Source organism: Streptomyces sp. NPDC048001, from assembly GCF_043203115.1.
Classification (GTDB): Bacteria; Actinomycetota; Actinomycetes; order Streptomycetales; family Streptomycetaceae; genus Streptomyces; species Streptomyces sanyensis.
The window spans coordinates 629388-644116 of sequence record NZ_JBIDBN010000001.1; the positions used below are offsets into that span (position 1 = coordinate 629388).

At 76.6% G+C, this 14729-nt stretch carries 13 protein-coding genes; 8 read left to right on the forward strand and 5 right to left on the reverse strand.

The genetic code is table 11. From position 1 onward, the window contains the following. The first annotated feature begins 222 nt into the window (after positions 1 to 222). From aceB to ACGF15_RS02695, 4 genes are all read left to right on the forward strand, one after another. Positions 223 to 1845, forward strand: coding sequence for a malate synthase A (gene aceB / locus ACGF15_RS02680; protein ID WP_392796654.1), 1623 nt, complete (start codon positions 223 to 225; stop codon positions 1843 to 1845). Between the two features lie 321 nt (positions 1846 to 2166). Continuing rightward, positions 2167 to 3006: an alpha/beta fold hydrolase gene (locus ACGF15_RS02685; protein ID WP_392796655.1), complete on the forward strand. Its 840-nt coding sequence runs from the start codon at positions 2167 to 2169 to the stop codon at positions 3004 to 3006. A gap of 197 nt (positions 3007 to 3203) precedes the next feature. Then, positions 3204 to 4109 (forward strand): carbohydrate kinase, encoded by a 906-nt coding sequence (locus ACGF15_RS02690; RefSeq protein ID WP_345609097.1) that lies wholly within the window; start codon positions 3204 to 3206, stop codon positions 4107 to 4109. A 406-nt stretch (positions 4110 to 4515) separates the two neighbouring features. Then, entirely contained in the window at positions 4516 to 6036 is a 1521-nt protein-coding gene (locus ACGF15_RS02695; protein ID WP_392796657.1) for a hypothetical protein, read from the forward strand. A gap of 131 nt (positions 6037 to 6167) precedes the next feature. Here ACGF15_RS02695 and ACGF15_RS02700 read toward each other — a convergent pair whose 3' ends face one another. Beyond that, positions 6168 to 6836, reverse strand: coding sequence for a hypothetical protein (locus tag ACGF15_RS02700; RefSeq protein WP_392796658.1), 669 nt, complete (start codon positions 6834 to 6836; stop codon positions 6168 to 6170). 678 nt (positions 6837 to 7514) lie between these two features. Here ACGF15_RS02700 and ACGF15_RS02705 point away from each other — a divergent pair. Next, positions 7515 to 8765: a hypothetical protein gene (locus ACGF15_RS02705; RefSeq protein WP_392796659.1), complete on the forward strand. Its 1251-nt coding sequence runs from the start codon at positions 7515 to 7517 to the stop codon at positions 8763 to 8765. A gap of 94 nt (positions 8766 to 8859) precedes the next feature. Here ACGF15_RS02705 and ACGF15_RS02710 read toward each other — a convergent pair whose 3' ends face one another. Both ACGF15_RS02710 and ACGF15_RS02715 read right to left on the reverse strand, forming a co-directional pair. Continuing rightward, complete coding sequence (locus ACGF15_RS02710; protein WP_392796660.1) at positions 8860 to 9726, reverse strand: PhzF family phenazine biosynthesis protein; 867 nt, start codon at positions 9724 to 9726, stop codon at positions 8860 to 8862. A 106-nt stretch (positions 9727 to 9832) separates the two neighbouring features. After that, positions 9833 to 10471, reverse strand: a complete 639-nt coding sequence (locus ACGF15_RS02715; RefSeq protein WP_392796661.1) for a hypothetical protein — start codon at positions 10469 to 10471, stop codon at positions 9833 to 9835. Between the two features lie 174 nt (positions 10472 to 10645). On the opposite strand from ACGF15_RS02715, the gene ACGF15_RS02720 reads away from it, so the two are divergent. Both ACGF15_RS02720 and ACGF15_RS02725 read left to right on the forward strand, forming a co-directional pair. Further along, positions 10646 to 11407, forward strand: coding sequence for an IclR family transcriptional regulator (locus ACGF15_RS02720; RefSeq protein WP_392796662.1), 762 nt, complete (start codon positions 10646 to 10648; stop codon positions 11405 to 11407). A 107-nt stretch (positions 11408 to 11514) separates the two neighbouring features. Beyond that, the gene (locus tag ACGF15_RS02725) at positions 11515 to 11841 is read left to right on the forward strand and encodes a putative quinol monooxygenase (RefSeq protein ID WP_345609111.1); all 327 of its coding nucleotides are present in this window, start codon (positions 11515 to 11517) and stop codon (positions 11839 to 11841) included. Between the two features lie 12 nt (positions 11842 to 11853). On the opposite strand, the gene ACGF15_RS02730 is transcribed toward ACGF15_RS02725, so the two are convergent. Together ACGF15_RS02730 and ACGF15_RS02735 are read right to left on the reverse strand one after the other, a co-directional pair. Further along, positions 11854 to 12306 carry a hypothetical protein gene (locus tag ACGF15_RS02730; protein ID WP_345609113.1) on the reverse strand — a complete coding sequence of 151 codons (453 nt, stop codon included), beginning with the start codon at positions 12304 to 12306 and terminating at the stop codon, positions 11854 to 11856. Positions 12307 to 12544: 238 nt separating this feature from the next. Then, positions 12545 to 13498 (reverse strand): fibronectin type III domain-containing protein, encoded by a 954-nt coding sequence (locus ACGF15_RS02735; protein ID WP_392796663.1) that lies wholly within the window; start codon positions 13496 to 13498, stop codon positions 12545 to 12547. Between the two features lie 317 nt (positions 13499 to 13815). Between ACGF15_RS02735 and ACGF15_RS02740 the strand changes: the two genes are divergently transcribed. Then, positions 13816 to 14721 (forward strand): CAP domain-containing protein, encoded by a 906-nt coding sequence (locus ACGF15_RS02740; RefSeq protein WP_362610967.1) that lies wholly within the window; start codon positions 13816 to 13818, stop codon positions 14719 to 14721. Positions 14722 to 14729 lie beyond the last annotated feature (8 nt).

The following is a 14729-nucleotide window of genomic DNA, read 5'->3' on the forward strand; positions in this document are numbered from 1 at the left end:
CACGGTCTGTCGACCCGGAGAATCTCGATGTCAACAAACCATTGAACTTCCACTATGCGATAACTACTATCCACTGATCAGAAGCGCCTGACCCATCGGACGGCGCCCGCGACCGTACCCCCGGGCCCATGGCACCCGGTGCCGTCACCGCGGCCCGCACGTCCCGGTGTCGTCCGCGAAGACCGTGAAGACCGTGAAGCCCGCTGAAGGAAGTGACAGCTCATGTCCGCACCAGCGCCGTCCCCGCTGGCCATCGTCGAAGCCGAGCCCCTGCCGCGGCAGGAGGAGGTCCTCACCGAGGCGGCCCTCGCGTTCGTGGCCGAGCTGCACCGCCGGTTCACGCCCCGGCGCGACGCACTGCTCGCCCGCCGCGCCGAACGCCGCGCGGAGATCGCCCGCACGTCCACGCTGGACTTCCTCCCGGAGACCGCCGCCGTCCGCGCGGACGACTCCTGGCGGGTGGCCCCCGCGCCGAAGGCCCTCGACGACCGCCGCGTGGAGATCACCGGGCCCACCGACCGCAAGATGACCGTCAACGCCCTGAACTCCGGCGCCAGGGTCTGGCTCGCCGACTTCGAGGACGCCTCAGCCCCCACCTGGGAGAACGTCGTCCTGGGCCAGCTCAACCTGATCGACGCCTATGAGCGCCGCATCGACTTCACCGACCCCCGGTCCGGCAAGTCGTACGCGCTGCGTCCGGCCGAGGAACTGGCCACCGTCGTGATGCGGCCCCGCGGCTGGCACCTGGCCGAACGCCACCTCACCGTCGACGGCACCCCCGTCCCCGGTGCACTGGTCGACTTCGGCCTCTACTTCTTCCACAACGCCCGGCGCCTGCTGGACGCCGGCAAGGGCCCGTACTTCTACCTCCCGAAGACGGAGTCCCACCTGGAGGCCCGCCTCTGGAACGACATCTTCGTCTTCGCCCAGGACCACGTCGGCGTTCCGCAGGGCTCGGTCCGCGCCACGGTCCTGATCGAGACCATCACCGCGGCCTACGAGATGGAGGAGATCCTCTACGAACTGCGCGACCACGCCTCGGGCCTGAACGCGGGGCGCTGGGACTACCTCTTCTCCATCGTCAAGAACTTCCGCGACGGCGGCGAGAAGTTCGTCCTGCCGGACCGCAACGCGGTCACGATGACCGCCCCGTTCATGCGCGCCTACACCGAACTGCTGGTCCGCACCTGCCACAGGCGCGGCGCGCACGCCATCGGCGGCATGGCGGCCTTCATCCCCTCGCGCCGCGACGCCGAGGTCAACCGGGTGGCCTTCGAGAAGGTCAAGGCCGACAAGGACCGCGAGGCCGCCGACGGCTTCGACGGCTCCTGGGTCGCCCACCCCGACCTGGTGCCGATCGCGATGGCCTCCTTCGACGCCGTCCTCGGCGACCGCCCGAACCAGAAGGACCGGCTGCGCGAGGACGTCTCCGTGGCGGCGGGCGACCTGATCGCCGTCGACTCCCTCGACGCCAGGCCCACCTACGAGGGCCTGCGCAACGCGGTCCAGGTCGGCATCCGCTACATCGAGGCATGGCTGCGCGGACTCGGCGCCGTCGCCATCTTCAACCTCATGGAGGACGCGGCCACGGCGGAGATCTCCCGGTCGCAGATCTGGCAGTGGATCAACGCGGGCGTCGTCTTCGAGAACGGCGAGCGGGCCACCCCCGAACTCGCCCGCGCCGTGGCGGCCGAGGAACTCGCCGCGATCCGCGAGGAGCTCGGCGGGGAGGCGTTCGCCGCCGGCCACTGGCAGCAGGCCCACGACCTGCTGCTGAAGGTCGCCCTCGACGAGGACTACGAGGACTTCCTGACCCTCTCGGCCTACGAGCAGCTCACCGGCTGAACCGCGCCCCGAGCCGCCCGCCCTCCGTCCCGCGGTACCGCACAGCACCGGGGGACGGGGGGCGTCCGGTTGCACGGCGGAGCGGTCGGCCGGTTCGGCCGGCCGCCCCGTACCCCTTCGGCGGGGCACGCCGGGCCGGGCCGGAGCAACGCAGTCGCTGCCGTGGAGCCGGTCCGGCGCACCCGCACCGGCCGCGCCCGTGGTCCTCCCGAGCCGCGGTGAGCGGCCGCGCCCCCGGCCCGCTCCCGCCGCCGCGAGGACCGGCCCCTGCGCCGGGAACGCGCTTGCCTCGCACGCCGCGGCGCTGCGAGGGTTCGGGCCATGCACACGTTTCCCGCCCCCGACGGCACGCCCCTCGCCTACCACCCCTCCGGAGCCGGAGCACCCCTGATCTGCCTGCCCGGAGGGCCGATGCGCGACTCGGCGTACCTCGGCGACCTGGGCGGTCTCGCGGACACGGGGGTGCGGACGGTGCGTCTGGACCTGCGCGGGACCGGCGACTCGGGGGTGCCGGCCGACCCCGGCAGCTACGCCTGCGAGCGCCAGGTCGAGGACGTCGAGGCGCTGCGCCGCCACCTCGGGCTCGACCGGATCCGGCTGCTCGGGCACTCGGCGGGCGCCGCGCTGGCCGTGCTCTACACGGCCCGCCATCCCGAGCGCGTCTCCTCCCTGGTGCTGGTGACGCCTCAGGTGGAGCCCCTGGGCGAGCCGGTGCGGGTCGAGGACCGGCTGGAGACGGCCCGGCTGCGCAAGGGCGAGGAGTGGTTCCCCGCCGCCTACGCCGCGATGGAGGCCATCACCGGGGGCCGGGCCACCGAGGCCGACTGGGCGGCGGCCGCCCCGCTCAGCCACGGCCGGTGGGACGAGGCCGCCCGCGCCCACCGGGCCGCCGGCCCGGCGCAGCGCCACCCCGAGGCGGCCGCCGCCTACGCGGCGGAGGACATCGATCCGGACACCGTCCGCACGGCCCTGGGCGCCTACCGGGGCCGGGCTCTGCTGCTCGCCGGGGAGTTCGACGTCGCCTCGCCGCCCCGCCCGGTGACCGCTTGCGCCTCGGCCTTCCCCGACGCCGAGACCGCGGTGCTCACCGGCGCGGGGCACTTCCCCTGGCACGACGACCCCGCGGGCTTCGTCTCCGCGGTGGCGGGCTTCCTCGCCTGACGCCCCCGCCTGCACGGACCTCTCGCCTGCACGGACCCCTCGCCCGGGACGCGGCACCGCCCCGGGCGCGGGCGGACGGTGCGCGCGGTACGGTCCACGGGCGGCACGGCGCGGCCCCGCACCGAACCGGCCGCGGCGGGTGCGCCAGGGAGGCGGCCCGCACGAGAACGCAGGAGAACGCAGGAGAGGCAGCAGCCGTGATCGTCGTCGCCGGAGAGGCCCTGATCGACCTCGTACCGCTGTCGGCGGGCGACCCGCTGGCGCCCCTGCGCCCGGTGCGCGGGGGCGGCCCCTACAACACGGCCGTCGCCCTGGCCCGCCTCGGCGCCGAGGCCGCCTTCTGCTCCCGGATCTCGACCGACGCCTTCGGCGACGCCCTGGTCGGGCGGCTGCGGGAGGAAGGAGTGGGGGTCGGCCTGGTGCAGCGGGGACCGGAGCCGACCACCCTGGCCCTGGCCTCGGTCGGCGCCGACGGCTCGGCCGTCTACGACTTCCGCACCGAGGGCACGGCGGACCGCCTCTTCCAGGCGCCGGGCAGGCTCCCCGAGGGCACGCTGGCGGTCGCGTTCGGCACCTGCTCCCTGGTCCTGGAACCCGGCGCGAGCGCCTACGAGGAGCTGATGCGGGAGGCCGCGGGGAGGGGCGTGTTCACGGCGCTGGACCCCAACATCCGGCCCGGGCTGATCCCGGACGCCGACGCCTACCGGCGCCGCTTCGCGCGGTGGCTGCCGCACACGGGCCTGCTGAAGCTGAGCGAGGAGGACGCGGCCTGGCTCGGCGGCACGGTCCCGGACTGGCTGTCCGCAGGGCCGGGCGCCGTCGTCGTCACCCGGGGGGCGCGCGGACTGCGGGTGCACCTCCGCGAGGGCCCACCGGTCGAGGTACCGGCCGCTCCGGTCGAGGTGGTGGACACCATCGGCGCGGGCGACACCGTCTACGCCGCCCTGCTGCACGCGCTCGCGGAGCGCGGGGCCCTGCGACCGGGCGCACTCGGTGCCCTGACACGGGGCGACTGGCGGGAGGTGCTGGCGTTCGCGGCCCGTGCCGCGGCCCTGACCTGCTCCCGCCGGGGAGCGGAACCGCCATACGCGGGCGAGGTCTGAGGGAGCGCCCCAGGTCCTGCACGGGGAGTGCGGGGAGGCCCAGGAGGTTCGCCGCGGGGAGCACGGGGAGTCCCAGGAGGTCCCCGGCCCGGTCGCCCCGTCCGTGACCGCCGTGCCCGAGCGCCCCGGTCGCCCGGGGGGTCGCCCGCGGTGCCGCCCGGGCCCTGCCGGGTGGAGAAGCCCCTCACCGGGGCGCGTCGTCCTTCCCCGTCTTTCCCCCCCCCGCGTGCGCATCCCTCGACCCCGCCGGCACGATCGTCACCGTGCGCGGTCCGGTCCGGCGGGCATGCGCCACCCACCACCGGGCGGAAGGCCCGAACCACCGGCCCTGACCGCACCTCCTGCCGCACGGCGCCCCACGGAATCCGCGAGCCCGCTGTCGGTGGGCGGTGCTAGGTTCCGCGACATGACCGCTCACGCGCTACGGCTGCTGCGGCAGGACCGCCGCCTGGCCGAACTGGCCGCCTCCCCCTTCGGCTTCGATCTCGACCGCGCCGCCCGCGGCCATGTCGAGGAGGTCCGCCTCGCTTCGGGCAGGCCGCTGGAGGCGGTGGCCGGGGACGACACCGGCGGTACCTACTTCGTGTGCGCGGACGGCTCGGTGCTCCACGCCGACTCGGAAGGCTCCGCGGGGATCATCGCCGCCAGTGCCGACGAGGCCCTGGAACTCCTGATCGGCCTGCCCGGCTGGCGCGACTGCACACTGCTGTCGCCGGACGACGGCGAGCAGAGGATCCTGGCGCGCGCCGCGGAGACCGAGGACGCGATCCGTGCGGACCGCGGAATCGACGCGGAACGGGCCGAACTCCGCGCGGCGCTGGGCTTCCCGGACCGCTCCCCGGTCGAGTTGGCGGGCAGGCTGCATACCGCGCTGCTGCGCACCGAGCCGGACTTCGTCCTCCTCGACGCGGAGGAGGGGCGCGCCTACGGCCGGATGGGCCCGGCCGGTCCCCCGCTGTGGGAGCCGGTGCTCGCGGCGGGCCGCGCCGATCTCGCCCGGTTGCGGGAGGGTGACCGCACGGCATGGCGCGAGGTCGCCGAGGACCCGGTGCGACGCCGGATCACCCTGAGGGCCGCGCAGTTCGACCGCGCCGAAGGCGATCTGGAACTGCTGCGGCATCTGCTGCGGCACGAGACACGCGCGTCGATGACGGGCGAACTGCGGCTCGCGGCCGTGCTGGTGGGGCTGCGCGGGGACACCGGAGACCTGCCGCTGCTGCACGAGGTCCGGGAGACGGACTTCGACACGGCGTGCGGCCTGAGCGACATACCGGAACCGGGCGCGGACGCCGACGAGTTGCGGCTGTGGGCGCAGGCGCTCGACGCGTCGATGTTCGGGACGGACCCCTCGGACGAGCCCGTCTCCACCTGGACCGACCTGGCGCGGGACCAAGGGATGACGGAACTCGCCCGGGTGGCGCTGATCCGCGAACTCGACGGCATCGCGCCGGACCGGAGCGGGCTCCGCCGCCCCGAGGCACCCCTGGGCACGGCTCGGCTGAGCGGCCTCGCCCGGGACTTCGAGGAACTCGGCGACCTTCCCCAGGCGCTGCGCGCCCAGCGCCTGTACACCGCCCTTCAGGAGACGGCATGGGACCGGGCCTCGGAATGGCGCACCCTGGCACGCCTCGAGCGGGAGGCGGGCCGGTTGCCGCAGGCGGCGGACAGCCTGGCCGCCGTCCGCGAGGCCCTGGCCACCCCGGGCGACGCGTCACTGCGCCACTGGCAGCGGGTCAACCTCGGCCGCTTCATCGCCGAGGAGCACTACCACCTCGCACTCGCCCTGGCCGACGCCGGCCACCCCGAAACGGCCCGTGCCCTCCTCTCAGCAGCCGACGCCCTCGTCGGCGAGCTCTCGGAGAACGCCGCGAGCGGAGTCCGCGAGCTCGCCGGGCGGACCGCCGCGAGAGTACGGGGGAGCGGCTGAGGACGGGCACGGCGGGCGGGCCGCCGGGCAGCCGCGGGTGCGGGCGGAGCACGGTCCCCCTGCTGCTCCGCCGGGAGCGGCGCGGTGCGTTCGGGCGGCCTCCCGGCGGGCCGCTCAGGGCCGCGCCGGGGTCAGAAGGCGAAGCGCTCCAGCACGGGCCGCCGTCCGCGGCGGCGCAGGAAGTGGCCGCGCCAGCCGGCCGCGACGGTGAGGAGCGTCCATCCGCCGGTGCCGGTGACGAGGCCCCCCAGCCGGCCCTCCGGGTCGACGTCCCCGGCCTCCTCCATCGGCACGACGCCCTCCGGGTCGCGGACCACCTCGACCCGGTCCCCCACGTCGATACCGGGGTGGCTGCCGCGGTGGCGGAGCGTCTCGTCGAGCTCCCCCTCGGGACCCACCAGCGTGAAGCGGTGGTCCGTGCTCCCCGTGCCCTGCGCACTGTCCTCGGTGACGACGACGGCCTCGTGGACACCGCGGCGCTCCAGGGCCGCCTCGGGCGCGTACTGGACGGATCCGACCAGCACGAACAGGCCGGGGACCAGGGAGAGCAGGGCGAGCCACCAGGCTCCGTGCAGCATCCTCAGGGCCACGACCACGGCCAGGACGCCGATCAGGCCGGTGACGACGGGGACCGCGTCCAGGCCCAGACTCGCGTACGCGATCCCCGTGTTGGCGGCGGGCACCGTCCAGCACAGGCCCAGCACCGCCGAGGTGGCCGCGAGCGACCGCAGGACGCCACCCCGGACGGCCCCCGGTACCGCCGGTCCGCCGGGTGCGAGGTGTGTGGCTGCTCCGCTCATGCCGGGCAGCATAGGGGCTCGCCCGGCGGATCCGCCGGGCGGCCGCGTCCGGCCACCGACCGGGCGCGGCGGCCTCCTCGCCCAGCGCCGCGGCGATCGCCGTGACGCCTCTGCGCAGGCGGCGGAAGCCTCGGCTCCACGGCGTCCGCCGTCGCCGCGCCCGCGGAAGGAGGCTTGGACCGACCGCGTGCGCGTCCGCCGGCTCGCGGGTGAGGCGGAAGCGGAGGTGCCGTGGGCGAGCCGACCCCCGGTGAAAGTTTCCGCGCGCCCCGTCGGAACGGCCGCGGCGCGCCCAGCCGTGCAGCAGGCGGCCTGGTGTACGGCTCCGGGCCCGCCGTGAGCGGGTACCCGTCCCCCGTGCCGAGCGCCGAGCGCCGGGCACCGGGCGGGAGGGACGACGGCGCAGTCGACCCGGCGGCCGGTCGCGGCTGCCGCGGCGGCCTGCGCCACGGCCACGCTGCTGACGGGCCGGCCGGCAGTGGCGCGGCGCGGGACCGGCCGTCTGGCCCCCGCCCGTCCCCCGGTCCGCCGCGCGCTGCGGCGGACCGGCGTCCACATCGCGGGACCACGACCGTGGCAGCCGTGCTGACCTGCCCGTTTTGTGATCGGTTCGTGCTGTCCCGGAGCCGGTGCGAGCGAGCAGCATAGGCCCCTGTGCGACGGCGAGGGGTGGATCACGTGACGGTGTCGAGGCGGCGGCGTACCGCGGTGCTGGGCGCCCTGCCGATCCTGCTCGGGGCCCTGTCGTGCGAGACCGGCGGAAGCGGCACGGCGGCCCCGGCGCCCGGTGCCGCGGTCTTCTCGCTCCCTCCCGCGCAGCAGCTCCGCGCCGCGGCCGAGGCCACCCGCCGGGCGGGCACGGCCACCTTCGTCGGCACCCTCGCCCTCTCCTCGGCGGCCGGTACGGCCGTCGAGCACACCACCGGGGCCATGGACTTCGCCGAGAGCAGGTCCCGCGCGGAGGTGTCCCTGGAGGTCGCGGGGGCCTTCCCCGAGGACGCGGCCGCCGCGCTGGGCGGCGGTCGCGAGGCGCCCGGGCCGCTGTCGCTGGCGACCGACGGAGGCGATGTCTTCGCCAGGGGCGAGGACTCCGCCTGGCTCCGGTTCACCCCCGGCGCGGTCGAGGAGTTCGGGGGCGCCGTCGCTGCGTTCTCGGAGCACTCCGCGAGCCCGGCTGCGCCCTACGGCGGCACCCTGGCGGACCTGGTCCCGTCGGCGGTCGCGGAACGGGCGCCCGAGGAACGGGCGGACGGCAGCCGCCGCTACCGGGTGACGGTGCCGGCGCGCACCGCGGCGAAGGCCCTTCCGGCGGCGCTGCGCCCGGGGACCGCGGAGCGGGGCGGGGAGCAGGTGCCGCTGACCGTCGAACTGGACGGGCTGGGCCGGATCACGCGGGTCGACGCGGACTTCGGCCCGCTGCTCGCCGCGCTGCGGCAGGAGGGTCTGCCGGAGGGGGTGACGGACGTCCGCGGAACACTGGAACTCGGCGCTCTCGGCGAGCCGACCGCGTACCGGCTGCCCGGCAGGGACGGGGCGGGGGTGGAGGACGCGCGCAAGGTGCTCACCCCGCTGCGCGAGTTCGCGGCCGGGAGCTGCGCGGCCCGCGAGCCGGTGCTCGCGGCGGCGCCCCTGACCCGTGCGAGCCCGTTGCGCACCGCGGACTGCGACGCAGCGCACGACCTGCGGGTGCTGGCCCGGTTCGGGCCCGGCGAGCCGCCCTCCGGACAGCATCCGGTCGGGGGCGCGGAGTCCGCCACCCGGTGCGCGGGGGCCCTCGCCCGTGCTCCGGAGGAGTGGAGGCGCGAGGCGCGGCGGGACGGGGCCGCGCTGGTGGTCGCGGTGGAGCCGCCCGCTGCCGCGGCGCGCCCCGGCGCCGCGGGGACGGGCGGCACCACGGGCGGCACCACCTGTGTGGTGGGGCGCGTCTGAGGGACGGCTCGCGCCGGATGGCCTGCCGGTGCCACCGGGTGCCGGCCGCGGGCGCGGGGTGCCGACCGCAGCGTGCCGGCCGCGGGTGCGGGCGTCAGCCGAGGGGCGCTCCGGTGCCGGTGACGCGCACCCTGGGGTCGCCCTCGCGGAGGTCCACGGTGAGCACCCCAGGACGCCCCATGTCCTCGCCCTGGTACAGGGTGAGCGTCGACTGCGCGGGAACCAGGCCCAGTTCGCGGGCGTAGGCGCCGAAGGCACCCGCGGCCGCCCCCGTGGCGGGGTCCTCCACCACGCCGCCCACGGGGAAGGGGTCCCGGACGTGGAAGACGGCGGGCCCCTCGCGCCACACCAGCTGGACGGTGGTGAGGTCGAGGCGGTGCATCAGGGCGGTGAGGCGGTCGACGTCGTAGTCCAGGTCGGCCAGGCGCCCGCGGGTGGCGGCGCCGAGCACGAGGTGGCGGGCGCCGGCGAAGGCGATGCGCGGCGGAAGTGCCGGGTCCAGGTCGGCCGCGGGCCATCCCAGGGCCTCCAGTGCCTCGGTGAGGTCGGCGTCCCGGACCGCCTCCACCGCGGGCTCGACCGTGGTCAGCGTGGCGTGGAGGAGGCCGTCCCGCTCGGCGACCGACACCGGGACCCGGCCGGCCCTGGTGGTGAAGAGCAGCTCTCCTGGTCCGATGCGCTCGCCGAGGGCGATGGCGGCGGCGACCGTGGCATGGCCGCAGAACGGCACCTCGGCCCTGGGGCTGAAGTACCGGACGGCGAACGCGCGTCCCTCCTCGGCGTCCGTCCCGGCGGGCGGCGGCGTCAGGAACGCCGTCTCGCTGTAACCGAGTTCCGCGGCGACGGCGAGCATCTCCGCGTCGCGCAGACCGGCCGCGTCGAGGACGACCCCGGCGGGGTTGCCGCCGGCCGGGTCGGCGGAGAAGGCCGTGTAGCGCAGGACCTCGGGCTTCGTCGTCATGGTCGGGGGAACCCGGGCGGGGTGCGGATTGTTCCCGGCGCCGCCGTCGGCCCTGCGCGCTGACGCCTCCGGCGCCGGGGACGGCCGTCGCGCCCCGGGGCGGTGGCTACCCGGAGGCCGTACGCCGGAGGATGACCTCGCTTCCCAGCGGGACGAACCCGGCGGCCAGGAAGGCGCGCAGCGACCGGGCGTTGCCCGGGGAGACCGCGGCGAAGACCGGCTCGCCCTCCGGGACCAGGGCGAGGGCGTCCCGCAGCAGGCCCCGGCCGTGCCCGGCGCCGTGGCCGCGCCCGTCCAGCTCGATGCTCAGCTCGCGGCGCCCGGCCGGGCCGCGGGCGAGGGTGACGAGGCCGCGCCCGTCCCCGTGGACGCGGACGGTGCTGCGCAGGGCGCGGGCGTGGCGGACGCGGGGGTGGTCGTCGGCGTCGTGGCGGCGCGGCAGGCGGGGCTCGCCGCCTGTGCCCCGGGCGGCGAGGACCACGTCGAGGCAGTCGATCCAGCCGTCGCGGCCCGCGAGGTACCGCAGGAAGTCGGGGGCCTGGGCGCCGCCGTAGCCGTCGGGCTCCCGGGCCAGGACCTCGTCCTCGGGCAGGTCGGTGGCGATGACGGAGTGGCCCGTGAAGGCGACCGAGCAGGACAGGCCGCCCGGGAGCGCGGGGAGGACCGTCACCCGGCCGTCCACGGTGGGGAAGCGGCCGTCCACGGCGTCGTGGAGGTGGCTCAGGAGAGGATGCGGGTCGGGCACGGGGGTCCACGGTACGCGGTCCGCCGTGCGGGCAGGGCGGTCCGGGCCCGGATGCGGTCCCCGGCGGCCTTCGCCGGCGGCCCGGGTGCCGCGTAGGCTCAAGGGCGCCCCCGCCCCGGCCCGGCAGGTTCCTGCCGTCCCGTCACCCGGGGCCCGAGACCCGAGGACCATGCCATGCCCCGTCCCGCCGGCGGACCCACCGGCCCTCAGTCGGTCGACCGCGCGCTCGAGATCCTGGACGTCGTCGCGGACGCGGCCGGGCCGGTGGGTGCCAGGGAGCTGGCCCGGTGCCTGGGCTGCTCGCTGTCCACCGTGTACCACCTGCTTGCTCCGCTCACGGCCCGCGGGCATCTGGCGAGGACCGCCGACGGTTATGCGCCCGGGCCCCGGGTGGCCTCGCTGCACCGGTCCTACCGGCGGCACCTGGGGCTGGACCCGCGGGCCGCGGAGCTGCTGCCGCGGCTGCGCCGGGCGACGGGGGCGGAGGCGTACCTCAGCGCCTACCGGGACGGCCGGATCGTCATGACCGACAGCACGGTGCCGGTGACGGACCGGGAGCACCCGTTCCTGCCGGGCCCCGAGACCCGGGCGCATGCGACGGCGCACGGGAAGGTGCTGCTGGCGGGGGTGCCCCGTCCGGCGCGCCGCCGGTATCTGGCCGAACACGGGATGGCCCGGTACACCGGGCGCACCATCACGGGTGCCGAGCGTTTCGAGGCGGAGCTGGCCGGGGTGCGCGCGCAGGGCTTCGCGGTCTCGATCGGCGAGGCCGATCCGGCGTTCACCTGCCTGGCGGCCGTGCTCCCCGGCGGTGCGGGTGTCCCGGACGGCGCGCTGCACGCGGTGTCGGTGTCCCTGCCGACCGCGGACTTCCTGCGGCGGCGGGGCGAGATCCGGGCGGCGGTGGCGCGGGCCGCCGCGGGCCGGCTGCGCTGACCGCGCCGCCCCGGCGCGGGGTGCCGCCCCGCGCGTGATTCCGGCAGGGCCGGAATCACGGGCGGCGACGGTGGCGCCTGCGGGCCGTCCGGGGCCACCGTGGGGGCATGATCTTCATCGCCGTCAGGTTCACCGTCCGCCCCGAGTGCAGCGACCGCTGGCTGGACACCGTCGACGCGTTCACCCGCGCCACCCGCGCCGAGCCCGGGAACCTCTTCTTCGACTGGTCCCGCAGCGTCGAGGACCCGCACCGCTTCACGCTGCTGGAGGCCTTCGCGGACTCCGGCGCCGGGGCCGCGCACGTGGCCTCCGACCACTTCCGCGCCGGGCTGGAGGCGATGGCCTCCGCGATCGCCGCCACCCCGGAGATCATCAACGTCGAGGTGCCGGGGCAGGGCTGGAGCGAGATGGCGGAGCTGAGGCCCGCGCCCTGACGGCGGCACCGGTCAGATGCCCATCGAGGCCATCTCCACTGCGGAGCGGTAGTTCGCGGCCGTCGCCACCACGCAGGCCCGGTAGCTGCGGTTCTCCTTGACGACGAGGAAGTAGTCGCGGACCTGCTTCCAGTACTGCCGCAGGTAGCCGGGACCGGGGAAGAAGGCGGGCGGGCGCGGGACGAGGGCGAAGGCCTCCGAGCAGCGCAGGATCTCGCCGGTGGCCGTCCCGAGCAGGGCTTCGACCTCGCTGTTCATGTTCCAGCCCGCGGCCAGTTGCGGGGTCCAGATCGCACCGGCCACCTCCCGCAGGTGCTGCTGCTCCTCGGGGGTCGGGTCGGCGTGGACCACGAGGGTGGTGCGGACGGCCGCCTCCGCCGGTCCGGGATGGGCCGCCGCGGGTGCGCCGCCGAGTGCCGCGGCGAGCAGCGCCGCGGCCAGTGCGGTCGCCGCTACGGACGGCATCCGGCTTCCTCTTGTGTGCGTCATGGGTTCCCTCCCCTTGGTCGTGGCGCCCCTCCCCCGGTGCGCCCGCCCCGTGCGCGGGGCGGCGTGCCGCACGCTGGCACGTCGGCCCCGCGGGGTCAACGAGGACGTGTGCGCCACGGCCGGATTGCGCCCGGGCGGGGTGCGGAGCCGCCCGGGCGGCGAGGCGTGCTCCCTCTCGGTGCCCGTCCCCGGAACGGGGGGGTGGCCGGGGGCCTCAGCCGACGACGACCACGGTCCGCTGGGCCGAGAAGCCGCCCCAGCCGCCGTCCGGCAGTCTGGCGCGGATCTTGATGCTGTAGCGGGTGCCCGGCGGGTCGGTGACGGTCATCGTGTAGCCCACCTCGGGGCCGGGTGGGACGGTCCCCCACACGATGGTGGTGGCGGGCCGCCCGTTGAGGTGGAGCTGGTGCTCGGTGACGGGGGCGCCGGTGTCCGGCGGGGTCCAGCGGAGGTCGATACGGCCCGGACGGGCGGAGGCGGTGAGGCCGGTGGGGGCGGTCGAGGGCCCGCCGTCCGGTCCGGCGGGGGTGGCCAGGTCGACGGGTTCGCTGTCCGGGGAGGAGTTCTCGGCGGCGTCCCGCGCCCGGACGGTGAAGGTGTACACGGTGCCCGGGCGCAGGCCCGTGACCCGGGCCCGGGTGGCTCCGCCGCCGACGCTGTGGATGCGTACGTCCTCCCGGTACACGTCGTATGCGGTGACGCCGCCCGCGTCGGTGGCGGGCGACCAGGTCAGGACGGCGGCCCGGTCGCCGTCGAGGGCTCCGCGCACCGCCCCGGGGCGGGTGGGGGGCGTGTGGTCGTCGGGCGTCTGCTCCGGAGTGGTGACCGAGACGGGGGCGGTGGCCGGGGAGAGGTTGCCCGCCGCGTCGCGGGCGCGGACGGTGAAGCGGTAGCCGGTGCGCGGTGCGAGGCCGTCCACGTCGACCATGTGCCGGGGCGCGGCGAGGGTGGTGACGCGGGTGCCGCCCCGGTAGACCTCGTAGGCGGCCACGTCGGAGCAGTCCTCGGCCCGGTCCCACATCACATGGACGGAGGTGGCGCTCCCCGCCTGGGCGGTGAGGCCGGAGGGGGCGGCGGGCGGCTCGCGGTCCTCGGGCTCCGCGCAGCCGGCGAGGACCACGAGGAGCGCGGCGCAGGCCGGCGCGGCGGGGGCGGTGGGGCGTTGCACGGTCGGACCTCCGCGGGGGACGGGCGGGCTGACGTGGTGCCGCTGCCATGCTGGCAGCCAGCCACCCATTGGTCCAGACCTGCGCGGGGGCCGGTGCGGGCCGCGAGGCGCCCGGCCCGACCGGGCCGGCGCACTCCCGCGGGACCCCAAGGGGATCTTGGTCGCACCTTTATGGCTTCTTGAAGAAAGGCCTTCGGGGGCTCCGGCGCGCCGTGGGGACGCATACGATCTCCGCCAACCCCCCACGAATCCCGGCGGGCGCGGTGAGCGCCTGCCGGGATTGTGCTCAACGTCGACACTCCGAGGTGTTACCACGCATGGGTTCCCATCGAGCCGGCAAGCGCACCGCGAGCCGCCAGCCCCGCGCCCACGCCCGCCCCGCCACCGGCGGCCGGGCACGGAGTGCGGCCCTGGCGCTCGGCGTGTTCACGGTGGCCGCGGGTGTCGGCACCACCCTGGTCGCGAACGGGGGCGGGCAGGGCGCGGCGGACAGCGTCGCCGCGGACGTCCCCGACGCCACCCTGCCCTCGCTGGGGGTGAACGCGGCGGGCGGGGCCACTCCACTGGTGACGCCCACTCCCTCGGCCACCCCGTCGGCCACTCCCACGGCGCTGCCGAGTGCGACGCCGACCAAGTCCGCCACGGTCAGCGCCACGCCCTCGCAGCGGCCCACGGAGGACCGGGCCGAGCGCAGCGCCACACGGAGCGCGACCAGCGCGGCGCCGTCCCCGGCGCGCAGCACGGCGTCCGCCGGCAGCGGCGGCAGCACGGCGAGCGGCTCGGGCGGCAGCACCGGCAGCAGCACGGGAGGCGGCGGATCGTCGAGCGGAGCCCCGGCCGACGGCGCCGAGGCCCAGGTCCTGGCCCTGGTCAACAAGGAGCGGGCGGCGGCCGGCTGCCGCCCGGTGACCTCGGACCCGCAGCTCACCCGCGCCGCGGACGACTACAGCGACGTCATGGCCGCCTCGGGGGTCATGTCGCACACCGGCCCCGACGGCTCCACGATGACGAGCCGGGTCGAGGCGGCCGGGTACGCATGGTCCACCCTGGGCGAGAACATAGCCAGGGGGCAGGGCGACGCCGAGGCGGTCATGGACGCGTGGATGAACAGCCCCGGCCACCGGGCCAACATCCTGAACTGCTCCTTCACGGAGCTGGGCGTGGGCGTGCACATGGGGGACGGCGGTCCCTGGTGGACGCAGAACTTCGGGGCACCCCGCTAGGGCTGTCC